The sequence below is a fragment of the Gracilibacillus boraciitolerans JCM 21714 genome, assembly GCF_000521485.1.
In the GTDB taxonomy this organism is placed as follows: domain Bacteria; phylum Bacillota; class Bacilli; order Bacillales; family Amphibacillaceae; genus Gracilibacillus; species Gracilibacillus boraciitolerans.
In genome coordinates this window covers 39,217-56,339 of the sequence record NZ_BAVS01000012.1, presented here as the reverse complement: position 1 = coordinate 56,339, position 17,123 = coordinate 39,217, and the positions used below count along the sequence as shown (strand labels likewise).

General features: G+C 34.5%; 16 protein-coding genes and 4 pseudogenes. 13 read left to right on the top strand and 7 right to left on the bottom strand.

Annotated features, from left to right (window positions below; translation table 11 throughout):
• Positions 1-81: 81 nt before the first annotated feature.
• The 5 genes and pseudogenes from JCM21714_RS09255 (at position 82) to JCM21714_RS21330 (ending at position 3,614) form a co-directional block, all read left to right on the top strand.
• Positions 82-414 carry a DMT family transporter gene (locus JCM21714_RS09255; protein ID WP_035723685.1) on the top strand — a complete coding sequence of 111 codons (333 nt, stop codon included), beginning with the start codon at positions 82-84 and terminating at the stop codon, positions 412-414.
• Positions 415-732 (top strand): DMT family transporter, encoded by a 318-nt coding sequence (locus JCM21714_RS09250; RefSeq protein ID WP_035723681.1) that lies wholly within the window; start codon positions 415-417, stop codon positions 730-732.
• Positions 733-841: 109 nt separating this feature from the next.
• Positions 842-1,213, top strand: coding sequence for a hypothetical protein (locus JCM21714_RS09245; RefSeq protein ID WP_035723679.1), 372 nt, complete (start codon positions 842-844; stop codon positions 1,211-1,213).
• Between the two features lie 130 nt (positions 1,214-1,343).
• Positions 1,344-2,972: pseudogene (locus JCM21714_RS21335) on the top strand (glycoside hydrolase family 3 C-terminal domain-containing protein); the annotation flags it as partial.
• Between the two features lie 108 nt (positions 2,973-3,080).
• Positions 3,081-3,614 (top strand): fibronectin type III-like domain-contianing protein, encoded by a 534-nt coding sequence (locus tag JCM21714_RS21330; protein ID WP_235182740.1) that lies wholly within the window; start codon positions 3,081-3,083, stop codon positions 3,612-3,614.
• A 166-nt stretch (positions 3,615-3,780) separates the two neighbouring features.
• Here the strand turns inward: JCM21714_RS21330 and trhA are convergent.
• A pseudogene (gene trhA / locus JCM21714_RS09235) lies at positions 3,781-4,427 on the bottom strand (PAQR family membrane homeostasis protein TrhA).
• A 285-nt stretch (positions 4,428-4,712) separates the two neighbouring features.
• Between trhA and JCM21714_RS09230 the strand changes: the two are divergent.
• Complete coding sequence (locus JCM21714_RS09230; protein WP_035723676.1) at positions 4,713-5,633, top strand: LCP family glycopolymer transferase; 921 nt, start codon at positions 4,713-4,715, stop codon at positions 5,631-5,633.
• A 63-nt stretch (positions 5,634-5,696) separates the two neighbouring features.
• On the opposite strand, the gene JCM21714_RS09225 is transcribed toward JCM21714_RS09230, so the two are convergent.
• From JCM21714_RS09225 to JCM21714_RS09210, 4 genes are all read right to left on the bottom strand, one after another.
• Positions 5,697-6,239 (bottom strand): NUDIX hydrolase, encoded by a 543-nt coding sequence (locus JCM21714_RS09225; RefSeq protein WP_035723674.1) that lies wholly within the window; start codon positions 6,237-6,239, stop codon positions 5,697-5,699.
• Positions 6,232-6,729, bottom strand: a complete 498-nt coding sequence (locus JCM21714_RS09220; RefSeq protein WP_035723671.1) for a hypothetical protein — start codon at positions 6,727-6,729, stop codon at positions 6,232-6,234. The genes JCM21714_RS09225 and JCM21714_RS09220 overlap by 8 nt, the downstream gene beginning before the upstream one ends.
• Before the next feature lie 16 nt (positions 6,730-6,745).
• Complete coding sequence (locus JCM21714_RS09215; RefSeq protein WP_035723669.1) at positions 6,746-7,210, bottom strand: flavin reductase family protein; 465 nt, start codon at positions 7,208-7,210, stop codon at positions 6,746-6,748.
• 212 nt (positions 7,211-7,422) lie between these two features.
• The gene (locus JCM21714_RS09210) at positions 7,423-7,722 is read right to left on the bottom strand and encodes a HesB/YadR/YfhF family protein (RefSeq protein WP_035723666.1); all 300 of its coding nucleotides are present in this window, start codon (positions 7,720-7,722) and stop codon (positions 7,423-7,425) included.
• 253 nt (positions 7,723-7,975) lie between these two features.
• Between JCM21714_RS09210 and JCM21714_RS09205 the strand changes: the two genes are divergently transcribed.
• Positions 7,976-8,476 (top strand): hypothetical protein, encoded by a 501-nt coding sequence (locus JCM21714_RS09205; protein WP_035723663.1) that lies wholly within the window; start codon positions 7,976-7,978, stop codon positions 8,474-8,476.
• A gap of 125 nt (positions 8,477-8,601) precedes the next feature.
• On the opposite strand, the gene JCM21714_RS09200 is transcribed toward JCM21714_RS09205, so the two are convergent.
• Positions 8,602-9,504: an ArsR/SmtB family transcription factor gene (locus JCM21714_RS09200; RefSeq protein ID WP_035723661.1), complete on the bottom strand. Its 903-nt coding sequence runs from the start codon at positions 9,502-9,504 to the stop codon at positions 8,602-8,604.
• 246 nt (positions 9,505-9,750) lie between these two features.
• Between JCM21714_RS09200 and JCM21714_RS09195 the strand changes: the two genes are divergently transcribed.
• From JCM21714_RS09195 to JCM21714_RS23960, 6 genes and pseudogenes are all read left to right on the top strand, one after another.
• Positions 9,751-11,085, top strand: a complete 1,335-nt coding sequence (locus JCM21714_RS09195) for a hemolysin family protein (RefSeq protein ID WP_035723656.1) — start codon at positions 9,751-9,753, stop codon at positions 11,083-11,085.
• Positions 11,082-13,710 (top strand): annotated as a pseudogene (locus JCM21714_RS09190) (cation-translocating P-type ATPase). The gene JCM21714_RS09195 and the pseudogene JCM21714_RS09190 overlap by 4 nt, the downstream one beginning before the upstream one ends.
• A 113-nt stretch (positions 13,711-13,823) precedes the next feature.
• Positions 13,824-14,667 (top strand): annotated as a pseudogene (locus tag JCM21714_RS09185) (SAM hydrolase/SAM-dependent halogenase family protein).
• 12 nt (positions 14,668-14,679) lie between these two features.
• On the top strand, positions 14,680-15,141 hold the full coding sequence (locus JCM21714_RS21325) for a UbiA family prenyltransferase (RefSeq protein ID WP_235182734.1): 462 nt from the start codon (positions 14,680-14,682) through the stop codon (positions 15,139-15,141).
• The gene (locus JCM21714_RS22980; RefSeq protein ID WP_268748332.1) at positions 15,141-15,275 is read left to right on the top strand and encodes a hypothetical protein; all 135 of its coding nucleotides are present in this window, start codon (positions 15,141-15,143) and stop codon (positions 15,273-15,275) included. The genes JCM21714_RS21325 and JCM21714_RS22980 overlap by 1 nt, the downstream gene beginning before the upstream one ends.
• A gap of 2 nt (positions 15,276-15,277) precedes the next feature.
• Positions 15,278-15,544 (top strand): UbiA prenyltransferase family protein, encoded by a 267-nt coding sequence (locus JCM21714_RS23960; protein WP_369403517.1) that lies wholly within the window; start codon positions 15,278-15,280, stop codon positions 15,542-15,544.
• Between the two features lie 46 nt (positions 15,545-15,590).
• On the opposite strand, the gene JCM21714_RS09175 is transcribed toward JCM21714_RS23960, so the two are convergent.
• Positions 15,591-17,066 (bottom strand): methyl-accepting chemotaxis protein, encoded by a 1,476-nt coding sequence (locus JCM21714_RS09175; RefSeq protein ID WP_035723652.1) that lies wholly within the window; start codon positions 17,064-17,066, stop codon positions 15,591-15,593.
• Positions 17,067-17,123 lie beyond the last annotated feature (57 nt).

The window sequence follows — 17,123 nt, the reverse complement described above, 5'->3', positions numbered from 1 at the left end:
AATAATTAACTTAAAAAATGAAGCGAATGAAGTTATTTTTACCTATTATATTGTAAAAAATGATATGAAGGAGGAATCGTTGTGTTAAATCAATGGATTAAAATTGTAGTGGCTGCAGTTTTTGAAGTGTTATGGGTGATCGGTTTAAAGCATGCAGACCAATCGCTTGAATGGATAGGAACAATACTGGCCATTTTTATTAGTTTCTATTTTCTTATCATGGCTGGAAATAAAATTGCTGTAGGAACGGTCTATGCAGTCTTTGTTGGACTTGGAACCACTGGTACAGTTATTACTGGTGTCCTTTTCTTTCATGAAGAGATCAGTTTTATAAAAGTTGCGCTGATTTTCCTTTTGTTAATCGGTGTCATCGGATTGAAGTTATCAAGTGATCAAAAGGAGGAGACAGCATAAATGGAATGGATCATATTAGTTGTAGCTGGATTATTTGAAATGTTTGCCGTGATGATGATGAATCAATGGCATCATACTAAAACAAAAGAATCGTTGCTATTAATGATTGCTAGTTTTGCTGTAAGTTTTATTTGCTTAGCTGTCGCATTAGAGACATTACCTATGAGCTTAGCGTATGCGATTTGGACTGGAATTGGTGCAGCAGGGGGGGGTGCACTTATCGGAATCATGATTTATAATGAGCCTAAAAATGCAAAAAGAATATTTTTTTTATCATTGATTATTATAGCTGTTATTGGTTTGAAAGTACTAGATTGAATAGTTCGACAAATTAAGACAAAAAATATAGTAATATAAACCTAATTATGATATATTGAATATGAAATAATACCTATCAATATGAACGAAAAATTTGGGAGGATTAACCGTGCAATTTAGTGAACTGGTAAAAAGTATCAACCATTATACGGAACATTTAGATCTAGTGACTGCTCGAAAGTACATAGAAGAAAATTTAGACCTGCTAAATCAGAAAAAACATTTGTTAAGTCACAATGCCAGAGGAATTTTAGAGTTTATGATTAAACGTCGAGAAGCTGGTTATCGAAATCTAGACAAGAGAGAACTTGCGACAATTAGAGCGGTTAATAAATATGCAGAAGAGTTTGATGTCAGAGGGATAAAATTAATTGTGAGAGAAAAACCGAATCTTTTTATAGAAAAAGAAGCAATTGAGTACCTAAGTAATGACTCTAAAGTTATCCTAATAGGAATGGGAGTATTAAAAAAAGAAGCATAAAAGGAATGAATGATTTTGTTCATTTCTTTTTTTGTGTAAAAATAATTACAAAAATATTAATATTTTACCATAAAGGCAGGAGAAAATCGTTTATAATAAAGTAAGCGGTAACAATTAAAGGAGGTAAATAATGCAAGGATATGTAAAAAAAATGAAAGAGATGACACTAGAAGAGAAAGCTGGATTATGTTCTGGACTGGATTTCTGGCATTTAAAAGGAATTGAACGACTAGATATTCCATCTGTAATGGTAACAGATGGTCCACATGGATTACGGAAACAGGCAGAGGGTGCTGATCATTTGGGTATTTATGATAGCGTTCCTGCAACTTGTTTTCCGTCAGCTGTAGGTCTTGCTAGTACCTGGGATAAGGAATTAGTCCGACAAGTTGGAGTGGCTCTAGGAGAAGAAGCGCAAGCAGAAGAAGTGGCGGTATTGCTAGGGCCGGGTGCTAATATCAAACGATCTCCACTGTGTGGACGCAATTTTGAATACTTCTCTGAAGATCCTTTTTTATCTTCAGAGATGGCAGCGAACCATATAACCGGGGTGCAGAGTCAGGGTATCGGAACTTCACTTAAACACTTTGCAGCTAATAATCAAGAGTATCGTCGAATGTCAACAGATGCTGTGATTGATGAACGTACTTTGCGAGAAATATACTTAGCCAGTTTTGAACAAGCTGTCAAAAAAGGGAAACCATGGACCGTGATGTGTGCGTATAATAAAGTGAACGGAGACTATGCCTCAGAAAATCATAAGTTATTAACAGAGGTTTTACGCGATGATTGGAGATTTGAAGGATTTGTGGTTTCCGATTGGGGAGCAGTGAATGAGCGCGTTGATGGGCTAAAAGCTGGACTTGAATTAGAAATGCCATCAAGTAATGGTGTCAATGATATAAAGATTATCGAAGCAGTCAAAAAAGGTGAATTAAAAGAGGAAACACTAAATATAGCCGTAGAACGGATATTAAATATTGTTGATAAAGCCATTTCAAATAGAAAACAAAATGCAACCTATGATAAGAATGCACACCATCAATTTGCTAGGAAAGTTGCTGCAGATGGTATGGTTTTATTAAAAAATGAGCAAAAAGTATTACCTTTATCACCGGATACTAATATAGTAGTTATTGGATCATTTGCGGAGAAACCTCGTATCCAAGGGGGGGGAGGCAGTTCACATATTAATCCAACGAAGGTTGATCGTATATTAGACGAGATGAAGGCATACAGCTCCAATATTACGTATGAAGCAGGTTATGATCTAGCTACAGATATGGTGGATGATCAAAAAATTATGAAAGCACAACAAGCAGCAAAAAATGCTGAAGTCGCAGTTGTTTTTGCGGGCTTACCAGATCGATTTGAATCAGAAGGATATGATCGTGACCATTTACAAATTCCAGAAAACCATCGATTATTAATTGAAGCTGTTGCAGAGATGCAACCGAACACCATTGTCGTATTAAGCAATGCGCGCCAATTGAAATGCCATGGTTGGAAAATGTTAAAGCAGTAGTGGAAAGTTACCTAGGGGGGACAAGCATTTGGTGGTGCTATTGCAGATGTTCTATTTGGAAAAGTAAACCCAAGTGGACGTCTTGCAGAATCCTTCCCTGAAAAATTAAGCGATAATCCTTCTTTCTTAAATTTCCCAGGTGAAAGAGATAAAGTTGAATATAAAGAAGGTGTGTTTGTTGGTTATCGCTATTATGATAGCAAAGAAGTGAAACCTTTATTTCCTTTTGGATATGGATTAAGTTATACAAACTTTAAGTATAGTAATTTAACCATTAGTAAAAAAGAAATAACGGACGAAGACATATTAGAAGTATCAGTAAAGGTGAGAAATACGGGAGATATGGCTGGTAAAGAAGTAGTACAATTATATGTAAAAGATGTCGAAAGCTCAGTGAACCGACCTGAAAAAGAGTTAAAAGGGTTTGAAAAAGTATATTTAGAAGCTGGAGAGGAAAAAACGGTTCATTTTACATTAGATAAACGTTCGTTTGCTTATTATAATGTTGATCTAGCAGATTGGCATGTCGAAACAGGGGGGGATTTTGATATTTTGATAGGATCTTCTTCACAAGAGATTTTATTAAAAGAAAGAGTAAAAGTCACGAGTACAGTGACACTTCCTTTTATTGTAAATCGCAATACGTTAGTTGGAGATCTTCTGAGCAATCCAACTCTAGCACCTGTTGCAAGAGAGTTATTGGCTAAAAATAACCCATTTGCCGATATGAATTCTTCAGAAGGTCAAGATGATGCTTCAGAAATGATGGTAGCCATGATGCAAAACATGCCACTTCGAGCTATGGTGAATTTTAGTATGGGCGCTTTTACGAATGAGATGCTTGAACAATTAATTAATGAGCTAAATCAGATTTAACTTGCAAGTAAAGTTATAAAAAGCAGGAAAAGCCTATGTTAATAAGTTTTTCCTGCTTTTATTAAGTCTACAAAACATGAGGCTAAGGATCTTATATCATAATTGTAAATAGGATATGTCTCAGTATCTGGATATTTTTAAAAAAATGAAAGAATTATAGTCAAACTTAATTTACCGGTAATACATAAAGTAAAACACAAAAAAAGTGAACGATTGTTCCTGCTAATACAAATAAATGCCATAATGCGTGGTGATACTTGAAGCCTCGCCAAACATAAAATACAGCACCAAATGTGTATAATAAACCTCCTATAACTAGAAGCATGACACCATTAGGATGTAAGTTTTCGACTAGGGCATTCCAATTTAATACAATTAACCATCCCATTACTATGTACAGAATGGTAGAAAAAAATAAGAATTTTTTAACAAAAAAAGCTTTGAATATAGTACCACCAATAGCTAAGCCCCATATAATACCGAAATATGTCCAGCCCTGTGCCCCTTGTATCACTACAAATAAGAAGGGCGTATAGCTACCAGCGATAAAGAAATAGATCGAGGAATGATCTAATATTTCAAAAACGTTTTTGCTCGACCTTTCGGAAGACTATGTAATAAAGTAGAGGACGTATAAAGTAAAACCATTGTACCACCGAATAATGTAAAGCTTACAATATGCCAAACTGTGCCATATAAAGTGGAATAAACAATCAAAATAACCAAACCAGCAATGCTTAATAGCATTCCGATCCCGTGCGTAACAGAGTTGGCAACTTCTTCTTTTACAGAAAATTCATGAGTTGAACCCATTTTGATACATTCCTTTCAAATTGAAAAATCATCTTAATTATTATCAACCTTTTAAAAAATAAATGCAAGTAATTGATAATTAATATCACTAAAAAAGCATGGAGTTTCATTATGATGTGTTTAGTATCTTCATTAGTTAATAGATTAATAGATTATACAATCGAAAACAAAAAGTAATATTATTAATTGTTAAATTATTCTAAAGTGAGTTTACTTTCGATTATAATTGTGTGCTATAATGATAAAAAATAATATAGTATATAAAGTTAGGATGATGATGGAAAAGTGGAAAAAAGAACAAAGCGTAAAAAGACTAAAAAATGGTGGATATTAACACCACTTATTATTTTATTTGTAATAATACTGGTTGTTGGAGGGTATATTTTATCCATTATAAATAATGTAGAAGACACCTTTAATACAAAAATGCATGAACCAATTGAATCGATAGATACTGAAAAAGCAGCGAAAAAAACGGAAGATGCGAAACCTTTAAATATATTGTTACTTGGTGTGGACCAACGTGGAGATGATCCTGGGCGTTCTGATGCTTTGATGGTTTTATCTTTAAAACCTAATAAGGAAGAAATGCAATTGATAAGTATTCCGCGTGATACACGAACATTAATTGTTGGTAGAAGTACGGAAGATAAAATAAATCATGCATATGCTTTTGGTGGTCCGGATATGGCTGTTCAAACGGTCGAAAATTTTCTGGATGTTGAACTTGATTATTTTGTCCGTATTAATATGGAAGGTTTGAAAGAATTAGTAGATGAATTGGGGGGGACTATTACTGTGGATAATGAAATCGAGTGGAGTGATGGAAATTACCAGTTCACTAAAGGGCCAGTAGAGATGGATGGGAATAAAACCTTAGCATATGTAAGAATGCGTAAGCAAGATCCACAAGGTGATTTCGGCAGAACCGAACGACAACGTAAAGTAATACAAGCGATCATCAATGAAGGTGCTAATGTTGGAAATGTAACAAAAGTACATGATGTAATTGGTATTATGGGGAACAATATGGCCAGTAGTCTTAATTTTGATAATATGAAGTCACTATTAAATAACTATAGAAGCACCAGAAAAAATGTTACTAGTTATCTAATGGAGGGATCTGGAGAGACCATTGACGGAATTTACTATTATATTGTGCCAGATGAAGAAGTGGCCAAAGTAAGAGAGATGATTATAAATTAAGATAAAAGCCTGTTTTTGTAAACAGGCTTTTATCTATGGAATGATATTTTATTGTTTTGTTGGTTAGTTGTTAGACATACTTAAGTATCTGGCCCAACAGGCTAATCCAGCCCCCCCGTGTCTAAAATCACCTTTCTCCACGATTTTACAAAAGTTTTTCAAATCTACTACTTCGATTTTGATATCCTCTAGTTCATCTAATTCCTGATTAGATATTTTTTGTGCATTTTCTGCTAAAAATAAATAAATCTTTTCCGTTGTTGAACCTGGTGATGGATAAAAGTAATCAAGTGAATGCCAATTTTCAGAATGATAGCCTGTTTCTTCTAGAAGTTCACGCTGAGCAGCTGTAATCGGTTCTTCCTTTTCATCAATCATGCCAGCTGGAAATTCAATCTCCGTTGTTTGTAAAGGATGACGGTATTGTTTGATGGTAACAATTTTCTGATCACTGGTTATCGCCAGTACACATACACCTTCATTAAATTCTATATAGGAGAAATTTTGTGTTTCTTTATTTGCAAGTAATACCTCATCTATTGTTATTTTAAAACGATCGACTTGTGTTATAGAAGTATGACTAATCTTCCAATCCTGTTCACTCATCACGTATCCTTCCTTTCCTTTTTGGATAAATTATAATCATCTTATAAAGTATAAAATATAACAAAGCTAAACTGACTGAAAAACTCACAGATATTGGTATATTTATAAAAAATAATAAATGATAGATTATTATCGGCCAAAATATGCCGTATGACGTCATCTTCCATAATTGTTGATAGGCTAACTTGCGCTGGAGTATCCACGTTAATAACCAAGGACCAGTTGCAAGTAATGAAATACTTGTTACAACCAGAAACATCATAAAAAAAGGATAGAAGACAATAATTTGCAATAAATATTGGCTATAGGCAATGTCTGATTGAGAAAGATTAAATTGTACTACATTCATGATCACATTAGGCAAAAAACTAATAAAAAACAAAAGGAAAAGATAAACAAGGGTATCGCGCATGCTAACGCGATTCAACCTAAACATGGCTGCTTTCTTTGGTAGGGTGGCACTATTTTTGAGAATAGAGAAAATCGCCATTGTAGACCTCCATCATCTATTCTTCTTTAGAAATTATTTTATAACTACTGTTGTAATAAATAATTGGATTACCCTTATCTATCTTGATATCATTGACTTCCGCAATAAGTAGCTTATGGTCACCTGCTTCCACTGTATTCACTATACTGCAAGCTAAAGTAGTAAGGGCATTATTGATAACTGGTACACCATCTAATTTAGTGAAGTCGTTAAAGTCCTTCTCCACTTGTTTGGCGAAGATCATAGAAATGTCTTTTTGTTCCTCGCGAAGAATGCTAACACCAAATCGTTTAATTTTGTCTGCATTCTGATAAAAGGTTGTTTTATGATCAAGCGATATCGTAATTAATTGCGGATCTAATGAAACGGACATAAAGGCATTTACAGTCATTCCATGCAGATGATCATTAAATTCAGCAGTAACAACTGTGATACCTGTTGCAAATTTACTCATTGCTTTACGAAAATTTTGCTTACTCATTTATGTAAACCCCCCTATAACAATAAAAGTCTATAATCTGGTTTTAACTCGTTTCTATTTTAACATAATATGTTGTATATTCATCGAAATGAGTTTTAGAGTAAGAAATATTGAAAGTATACTCATCTTTTTAGATGTTATCTGAGGTTATATGTTTTCTTATCTTATAAAAAAAGAGCAGAGAAATAATCTCCACTCTTTCAGTTCTATATTCATTTACTTACTTCATAATCATAGGTTACTTCTTTTAAGTTTTCATCGTAATTTACAATTAAATCATAGCCTTCAAAATACCAGGCATCTGAGCCATCTATAAAAAAGGTGATGCCGTTTTTCTCTTTAGTAGTAATTGTTTCTTTAAGTGGTTCATTTATTGAAAATGCTAACGAAAATCCTTCATGTATAGGACTATAACCTCCATATTTAGCTTGGAATTTTACTGTGTCTCCTTCATGTACCTCTACTTCTTCTTTGAACCATTGTAAGGCCTTTTCTGATATTTTGATTTCCATTTTGATGCACTCCTTTGACAATAACTCTATTACAGCTATTCCCAAAAATCACTTCGACTACACATTAATTACTTTACTTGTCTACAGTATAACATGAAAATTTTGTTCTGTATTAATAATTAAAGAGGTGTATTATGAATAGCAATTTCTTATGTTTGGAAGTTTCACTTTATCATGATTTTTGTTATACTTATGAAAGCAAAGAACTTGTAAATAGCAATCGGTAATGAAATTAAAGGTGGTGTAAACAAAGATGACAGTGCAATATACAAATTTTCGTGGGGACGACTACTTTTTGCATGTTAGACAGACGAAGAAGGGAAATCCAAGCTATTATTTTAAAAAGGATGATCCAGACACAACCATAGATGAAATTCCAGAAGGATATGAAATATATGAACATCCTAATGGTAGAGTGTTTTTAACAAGAAAATCAAAACAAAAAATTATGGATGAAGAATTAGACATTATAAAGCATAGTATGGAAAATTTTAGTCCAATAAGGGATTACAAATTAGATGTTAGACAAAAAAGCATTTACTTGTATACCTATGAAAATCCCGTACCATATGATGAGAACCCTGTAATTGTAGAGGCTCTATCAGATCCGAAATATAAATCGTACGATGCACAATTATGTTTCTCTTTAGTGGATAAAAAACAAGGTTGTTTCAAGTGGAAAGAAAGTCTTATACGGGAGAAAAAGACGATCAATGGCTCTTTTTGGAAGAATCGACAGACCTTAAGGCATTAGCTGAAAAGTTTGTTCAGCATCTTGGGCAAGAAACATTCTTTGATTTATTTTAATTATGAAACAGCTTGACTATCTGTAAGATAATCAAGCTGTTTTAATTTAACGTATTATTTATTGCCCTTTAACTAGATATAGTATAACTTAAAATTTATATCTTGGTCATGGTTACCAAATTCTCTGCCAAACAAGGTAACACCACCAACATGTTCAGCATCTTCTTTTACTTCGAATTTAAATTTCCACCCATCTACATTCGTGTCTAAATCATTAATCGTCACGTCAGACATTGGTTCGCCATCCATGTATGTACCATGGGAAGTAATGCGAATGGTTTTTAGTAATCCATATTGATTAATGTTATGTGGCCACCAATCAGGAGTATATTTTCCCCTTGTATCTGCGAAATCACCAGGACTCTCCCATGTTCCTAGTTCTATATTATTTAAGGTAAACGTAATATCTGAAGGCCATACATCATTAGAAAAAGGGAACTCAGAGGATATTTCAAAGCTGATATCCATTTGCTGCAGTTCGTCTTTTTCCTGAAGAAAGTTAGGTGTTTTGTACTCAATAAAACCTTCAGTAAACCATAAAATACGTGCATCCATTCTTTTTGGATCCATAAAATATTTTGTTTGATCCACTGGTCCAACAAAGTCTTTGTTAGTGGCCAATCCACACGTAGGTAAAACGTGGTAATCAGTATAATGGCCCACAGGTACACTGGTTTCATATGTAGCAAATGAATGATAAATTTTTTTAGGGAAATTTACTTCAATATGATCTACCTTTAAGATGGATATTCGTTGTAACCCCGACTTACCAGGTATCTTTTCAGTACGAATAATATCAGCTTTTTCCAGCTTCTCAATATGTTTTGTTACAATTGGACTACTTATACCTAAAGCGCTAGATAGTTCTTTGATGTTCATTTTATTTTTAGATAATAACTGTATCATTTCTAATCTAACCTTACTTGCTAATGCTTCGTAGACAGGCAGTGAAGCCTTATCAATTTCTAACTGCATATTTCATCAACTACTTTCCAGGAACTAAATAAATTATGTATATCACAATAGGCATTGATTGTAAGACCTAATAGTGGTAATTGTACTTTACTAATTAATAGGACTATCATTTACTATTATGCCACAGTTTAACATAGGATTCATCACATACCGCCATTTTTTCAACTTCTATTTCAGAAAATTTGTCTCATGCCTAATGGTTTTGGGTATAACAATAACAGAGAATATTTATAAGAAGGTGATCAGGTGTTATTGGAAATATTTATCCTTATAGTTCTGATATTGATAAATGCATTTTTTGCTGCTTCAGAGATTTCTTTAGTTGCTTTAAATGACAATAAAATTAAAAAGAGAGCGGAACAAAAAGATCAAAAATCGATGAAATTACAAAAGCTATTGGCTGAACCGGGGGGGCGATTTTTAGCTACTATTCAAATTGGAATTACATTGGCTGGTTTTTTGGCTAGTGCCTTTGCGGCCGATAGCTTTGCAGCACCTTTGGCTAATTGGCTGGTAAATATAGGAGTACCTGTCTCTATGTCATTACTTGAAACGATTGCTGTTATTATAATTACTATTTTGCTTTCTTACTTTACTTTAGTAATTGGTGAATTGGTACCCAAGCAATTAGCATTGCAAAAAGCGGAGAGAATTGCTTATAAAACCGTTAATCCTTTATTGTTTTTATTTAAGCTAAGTTATCCTTTTGTGAAAATATTGAATCTTTCTACGAATTTTATCGTAAAATTATTTGGAGTGGATCCAAATGCTAAACAAGAGGAAGTTAATGAAGAAGAAATTCGAATGTTAGTTGATATTGGCGGCGAACGAGGAACGATTGAAAGCGATGAAAAACGAATGATACACAATATATTCGAATTTAATGATAAATCTGTATCAGATATTATGACACATCGTACAGATATTACAGCTATAAATATGGAGGCAACTATCGATGAAGTATTAGAGGTGATAAATGAAAAGCGTTTCACTCATTTCCCAGTATATGAAGGAGATATTGATCATATTATCGGAATATTACATATGAAGGATATCTTTCCCATTTTACAAAAGTATGATAGGGAGTTTGCGCTTCAAACCGTGTTAAGAAAGCCATACTATGTAATGGATTCTCAGCTAATTGATGTGGCCTTCCGTGATATGAAAAAGCATAATATCCATATTGCGATGGTGGTAGATGAATATGGAGGAATTGACGGGCTGATTACAATGGAGGATGTAATTGAAGAAATTGTAGGAGAAATTCTGAGTGAACATCATTTGCCAGGGGGGGAAGATGAATCAAGCAGTTTTAAGAAAGTTAATAATAACCAGTATGAAGTGGAAGGAACAACACATCTTTATTTATTAGAGGAAGCATTCCAAGTGGAATTGCCGTCAGAAGAATTTGAAACGTTAAACGGATTTATGGTGCATCAATTAGGTTATATTCCTCATTCATCAGAACGACCTAAACTTGCCTATAAAGACCTTGTTTTTGAAGCGACAAAAATTTCAGCATATCGAATAGAAAAAGTGTTAATTACAATTGAAAGAGATCAAGGAGGAGATGAAACTTGAGTACCTACCAGAAGACAAAAGAGGAAGTCTTAGAAACATGGGAAGTAACAAAAGCAGAAGGGCTTTCGAAAGAGGAAGTAAATAACCGACTGGAACAAGAAGGATACAATGAAATATCAGATAAAGAAAAAGTTCCTACTTGGAAACTTTTCTTAGAAACCTTTAAGGATACCATGGTTGTCGTTCTTTTAATTGCTGCTATTGTTCAATTAGCATTGGGAGAAGTCATCGAATCCATTATTATCTTTATTGTTATCTTGTTAAATTCTGTGATAAGTGTGGTCCAAACAAAAAAAGCGGAAAGTTCCCTTGATGCATTAAGAGATATGTCAGCACCTGAGGCAAAAGTGATTCGTAATGGAACGAATCAGACAATTATGGCTCGCGAGTTGGTACCTGGTGATATTGTCCTATTGGAAGCGGGGGGATTTTATACCCGCAGATGGTCGATTGTTGGAAGCAGAATCATTAAAGATTAATGAAGGAATGCTTACCGGAGAATCAGATGCTGTTGAGAAAATAACGGATCCAATCGAGGATGAAGTTGGGCTAGGTGATCGTAAAAATATGGTATTTTCCAGCTCCTTAGTTGTAAATGGGAGAGGGACATTAGTTGTTACGGCTACTGGTGAGAAAGCGGAAATAGGAAAAATTGCAGAAATGATCGAAACGGCTGAATCGAAACAAACTCCTTTACAACGTAAGCTGGATTCTTTTAGTAAAAAGTTAGGCATGGCCATTCTGCTTATTTGTATTTTGATTTTTTCCGTACAAGTAAGTCGGATTTGGTTTAGTGGTGCAGATGTTGATATGACAAAGGCAGTATTAGATGCTTTAATGTTCTCTGTTGCTATTGCAGTTGCTGCTATTCCTGAAGCATTACAATCCATTGTTACGATTGTTTTATCAGTTGGAACGAATAAAATGGCAAAACAGCATGCCATTATCAGAAGATTACCTGCTGTGGAGACATTGGGATCGACAAGTGTTATTTGTACGGATAAAACGGGTACATTGACACAAAATAAGATGACGGTAACCGAAACATTTTTACCAGGAATAGAAAATCCATTTAGTAATGAAAAATGGTCAAAAAGTGAACAGCTGCTTATTCAAACCGCAGCGTTATGTAATGATTCATATATAAATGAGGATAAAAATGAAATAGGGGATCCAACCGAGATTGCGCTGATCCTTCTGGCTGACAAGCAAAAACAGCCTTACAAAGAATTACGTGAAAAATATAAACGCGATGCCGAATTACCATTTGACTCAGAAAGGAAGATGATGTCTACTGTTCATGAAATTAATGAGGAACGGATGATGTTAATTAAAGGTGGACCAGATGTCATGCTAGATAAGGCTGCGTTTATTTTAGTGGATGGCGAGGAGAAAGAATTAACATCAGAATGGCTTGATAAACTTCATGATCAGAATGAAGAGTATTCCAAGCAAGCATTACGAGTGTTAGCTTTTGCCTATAAAAAGGTTGACCAAGATCAACAAATAACCCTAGAAGATGAAAAGGACTTTGTGATGATAGGTTTTACAGCAATGATGGATCCACCAAGAGATGCGGTTTACGGTTCCATTGAGGAAGCTAAAAAAGCGGGTATTAAGCCAGTCATGATAACGGGAGATCACAAGACGACCGCGGAAGCTATTGGAATACAAATTGGTTTAATGGAAGAAAGCGATGTGGCGGTAACAGGTAAAGAATTAGACAACATGTCTGAACAGGAACTTGATGATATGTTAGAAAAAATTTCCGTGTATGCTCGTGTTTCTCCTGAGAATAAAATAAGAATCGTTAAAGCGTGGCAACGTAAAAATCAAATTACAGCTATGACAGGTGATGGTGTCAATGATGCTCCTGCTTTAAAGCAAGCTGACATTGGTATCGGTATGGGAAGTGGAACGGATGTCGCAAAAGATTCGGCAGCCATGATTTTGACGGATGATAATTTTGTTTCGATTGTCAAAGCTGTTAGTGTGGGTCGGACAGTATTTGATAATATTAAAAAATCAATTGCCTATTTATTTGCTGGTAACTTAGGGGGGGCGATAATTGCTATCATGTTCGCAGTCATTATGAATTGGGCAAATCCTTTTACAGCACTTCAATTACTGTTTATCAATTTAGTTAATGATTCCTTGCCTGCAATTGCATTAGGAATGGAAAAATCAGAACCAGATGTGATGAAACGGAAACCACAGAAGATTGATGAAGGAATATTTGCTGGAGGCACATTAAAGTCTGTTATTATACGTGGATTTTTAATCGGTATAGCAGTAATCGTTTCCCATTATATCGGCTTACAACATTCGGAGGAAATGGGTGTTGCCATGGCTTTTACAACATTAATCTTATCGAGAACATTACAAACATTCCCGGCCAGATCCAATGTTCAAACGGTATTTGGTGCAGGTTTCTTCCAAAATAAATACGTATTAGGAGCTGTAGGAATTGGATTTGTATTATATACGATCACGATTTTACCGTTTGCCAGAGATGTATTTCATATTCCAGCTGAATTTGGTTGGAATCAATGGTTGATTGCATTTGGCCTTGCAGTTGGATCTGTTGTATTAATGGAAATTGTCAAAAAAATTCGTAATAAATAAGGAAAAGGATTAAAGGTGCGTTTCATTCCGGAACGTACCTTTTTTTACAAATCGTTTTCTTTCATTCTTAGATAATAGTATAATGAAGTTGAGTTAAGAAAGGAGTAATCATCATGATGAATGCATTAGTTCTCCAATCAGATTTCGGGTTAGAAGATGGGGGCAGTAAGTGCAATGAAAGGTGTTGCACATAATGTCAGTAAGGTTATATCGATATATGATAATACACATGATATCCCACCCTTTGATATATGGCTGGATCTTATCGGTTGCTGCAAACTGTTGCTTATTGGCCGAAGGGAACCGTGTTCGTATCTGTAGTGGATCCTGGTGTAGGCTCCGCACGTAAAAGTTTAGTAGTTCAAACAAATAATGATCAGTATATCGTAACACCAGATAATGGAACGCTTACACACATTTACAAAAAAATTGGTATCAAACAAATTCGCGAAATAGATGAAGAGGTCAATAGACTGCCACAATCTGGTGCTTCTCATACTTTTCATGGTCGTGATATTTATGCGTACACTGGAGCAAGATTGGCAGCAGGAGCGCTCTCATTTGCAGACATAGGTCAAGAATTGAAAGCGGAAGAAATAGTCTGCTTACCTTATTATGAACCGAAGCTTGAGGAAGGTAGTATCACAGGCACAATTGATATATTGGACGTACGGTTTGGCAATTTATGGACGAATATCAGTAGAGAGTTATTTTTAGAGTTGGGTGTAGACTATGGAGAAACGGTTGAAATAGAAATTGTTTACGATTCAAGGAGTATTTATCATAACAAGATGACCTTTGGGCGTTCCTTTGCTTCCATTCATATAGGGGAGCCAGTTCTATACGTGAATTCATTGGATAATATGGCTGTCGCTATTAATCAGGGGGTCATTTGCGAAGGCCTATAATATAGGAACGGGTACTAATTGGAAAATATATATTAAGAAAATCAATTAAGGAGTTCAATGGATGGGTCATTTGTTAACAGAGTTAAAATATTTATTTAAAAGATTTGTATTAATAGCTAATGTACTTCCAGCAATACTCGGCTTTTTTATTGCAATGAGATATTATAATGTGTCCTTTGTTGATATTTGGCTAGAGCTATTTTTGCTGTTAACTGGAAGTGGCATGATCGTTGCTGGTGCATTGTCATTAAACAATTGGTTAGAAGTAGATGTAGATAAGTTAATGGAGCGAACGAAGCAGCGACCTACTGTTACGGGTTCACTTTCATTGAGAACCATTTTAATGGTGGGAATATCCCTCAGTCTGTTAGGGCAGTTATTATTATTTTTTATTAATGTTGAAGTGGCGATATACGGCTTCATAGGGTGGTACACATATGTTGTAGTATATACCATTTGGACAAAGAGAAGATTTACTTGGAATACGCATGTTGGCAGTTTATCAGGGCAGTTACGCCATTAATGGGATGGGCGGTAATTGATACGGCCATTCATCCTGTTCCACTTACACTTTTTGCCGTGATGTTTCTTTGGCAAATGCCTCATACGTATGCAATAGCGATAAGAAGTATGATGATTATGCTCGGTCTGGATTAAAAATGTTACCGGTTGTCAAAGGCTATCAAGTGACTATTTGTCGAACTAATATATATATTGCTCTACTGCTATTTATACCTTTATTTTTAGAAAACTTTAGTGGACTCTTTTATTGGCTGTTTACATTTATCAATATTTGTTGGTTAGTGATCGGTTTAAGCGGATTTAAACAAAAAGAAGTTTTAAAGTGGGGGGGGAATAAGCTATTTATAAGTTCTCTCGTATATTTACTATCAGTTTTTATACTATATCTTGTTTTTATACCTTAAAAAAGGGACTCCATTTTTACATATGAGTCCCTTTTCGTTGCTTTGTTTAAAATTGTTTTTTAAGTTCTTCTGTATCATCTACTGCTTGATCTAACAGGGATGCTAGCTCTTGATTGCTTTCGGTTAAAGTATTTACAGTAGCACTCATTTCCTGAAGACTTGCAGAAGCTTGTTCAATAATAGCTGCCAAATCATTGGTTGAAGCTTCTACACCATTTGATTGACCTTGAACATCTTTGGCTAACTCAGAGAAGTTAAGTAAAGCATCATTCAATGTTCCAATAGTAGTAGTTAGCTCTTCAAAATATCCGGTTACTTCATCAGAAGATTGCATACCTATAACGAAGTTCTGCATGCTTTTATCCATCTGTGCAACAGCCGAATCGTTGGTATCATTTAAAGCAGCAAGGTTGCTAGTGATTTTTTCAGTAGTTTCACCTGTTAAGTCTGCTAACTTTCTTATTTCGTCCGCTACTACCGCAAAGCCTTTACCAGCTTCGCCAGCACGCGCTGCTTCGATGGAGGCATTTAAAGCGAGCAAATTTGTCTGTTCAGTAATTTCTTTGATATTGGAAGCAAATGTATTTGTTTCTTTAATTTTATCCGTTAATTCCACAAATGTCCTACTTAAGTCACCTATCGTTTTTTCAAGAATAGTATTATTTTCATTTAATGTATCCATTTTTTCTTTTCCAGACAATGAAAGCTCACTTGCTCGCTTCGAATCTTCATATAATTGTTCTGAAGTTTTTTGAACAACATCAGTACTTTGTCTCGTATCATTTGTTGCATTTGATATATCTGATATTTGCTCTGCCTGTGACTGACTGGCTTGAGATATTTCATGAATGGTATGACTTAGGTCGTCCTGTGTTTGCACGTTGTCCTGCAACTTCTCATTAACTTTTGAAATCTTGTGAAGAATATTCGTAATGGATTTTTCTGCGCCTTCTTTTTGTTGTTGTTTACGATCGCTATCTCTTTCAGATGATTGAAGTACATCTCCTAACTGTGTCATTTGTTCTTTAGCCATTTTGATCATAAAATGAAATACGACAACAGTTAATAAACAGATGAGAAGAGAATATTGAAATAACTGCATCATCACTTCATCGGTTTGATCCATTTGATTAAAATTATAAAGGATAACCAATATTCCTAGTATAAAACCTAAATAAAATACCTTTCGATCCATTTGAATGGCGGAAAATAAGCTTAAGAAAATGACAATTAGAAATATTGCTGGACTAGCATCACTCACTAAGATAAATAAAAAATTAGAAAGGTAAAAAGTAATGACGAATAAATACGGTAATACAACTGGTTTTTTAATTACTTTCTGTAAAATAAAATAAAAAATAATGGTTATGATTAATTCAGAACCATAGACTGTCGCTGTTAATGCTTCGTTAGTAATCATTGCACGTGCAAATCCCACTAACAATGTAATAACCATGACGACAAACATTAAGGTATTCTTTTTCTGCAAAACCTGATAGTGCATTGACTGGATAATATCCATTATGTTAACTCCTTCTTCTATGCAAAATAATAATTCATTCCTTTTAGTATATATAAA

What these genes read in the sequence shown, in the direction of transcription:
- JCM21714_RS09210 (WP_035723666.1), bottom strand. Translation starts at nt 7,722, where the DNA reads ATGGAAATCAAAATATCAGAAAAGGCCTTACAATGGTTCAAAGAAGAA.
- JCM21714_RS09200 (WP_035723661.1), bottom strand. Translation starts at nt 9,504, where the DNA reads ATGCAGTTAGAAATTGATAAGGCTTCACTGCCTGTCTACGAAGCATTA.
- JCM21714_RS09175 (WP_035723652.1), bottom strand. Translation starts at nt 17,066, where the DNA reads ATGGATATTATCCAGTCAATGCACTATCAGGTTTTGCAGAAAAAGAAT.
- JCM21714_RS21330 (WP_235182740.1), top strand. Translation starts at nt 3,081, where the DNA reads ATGGCTGGTAAAGAAGTAGTACAATTATATGTAAAAGATGTCGAAAGC.
- JCM21714_RS09220 (WP_035723671.1), bottom strand. Translation starts at nt 6,729, where the DNA reads ATGGCGATTTTCTCTATTCTCAAAAATAGTGCCACCCTACCAAAGAAA.
- JCM21714_RS21325 (WP_235182734.1), top strand. Translation starts at nt 14,680, where the DNA reads ATGGGTCATTTGTTAACAGAGTTAAAATATTTATTTAAAAGATTTGTA.
- JCM21714_RS09250 (WP_035723681.1), top strand. Translation starts at nt 415, where the DNA reads ATGGAATGGATCATATTAGTTGTAGCTGGATTATTTGAAATGTTTGCC.
- JCM21714_RS22980 (WP_268748332.1), top strand. Translation starts at nt 15,141, where the DNA reads ATGGGATGGGCGGTAATTGATACGGCCATTCATCCTGTTCCACTTACA.
- JCM21714_RS09205 (WP_035723663.1), top strand. Translation starts at nt 7,976, where the DNA reads ATGACAGTGCAATATACAAATTTTCGTGGGGACGACTACTTTTTGCAT.
- JCM21714_RS09215 (WP_035723669.1), bottom strand. Translation starts at nt 7,210, where the DNA reads ATGAGTAAGCAAAATTTTCGTAAAGCAATGAGTAAATTTGCAACAGGT.
- JCM21714_RS09225 (WP_035723674.1), bottom strand. Translation starts at nt 6,239, where the DNA reads ATGAGTGAACAGGATTGGAAGATTAGTCATACTTCTATAACACAAGTC.
- JCM21714_RS23960 (WP_369403517.1), top strand. Translation starts at nt 15,278, where the DNA reads ATGTTACCGGTTGTCAAAGGCTATCAAGTGACTATTTGTCGAACTAAT.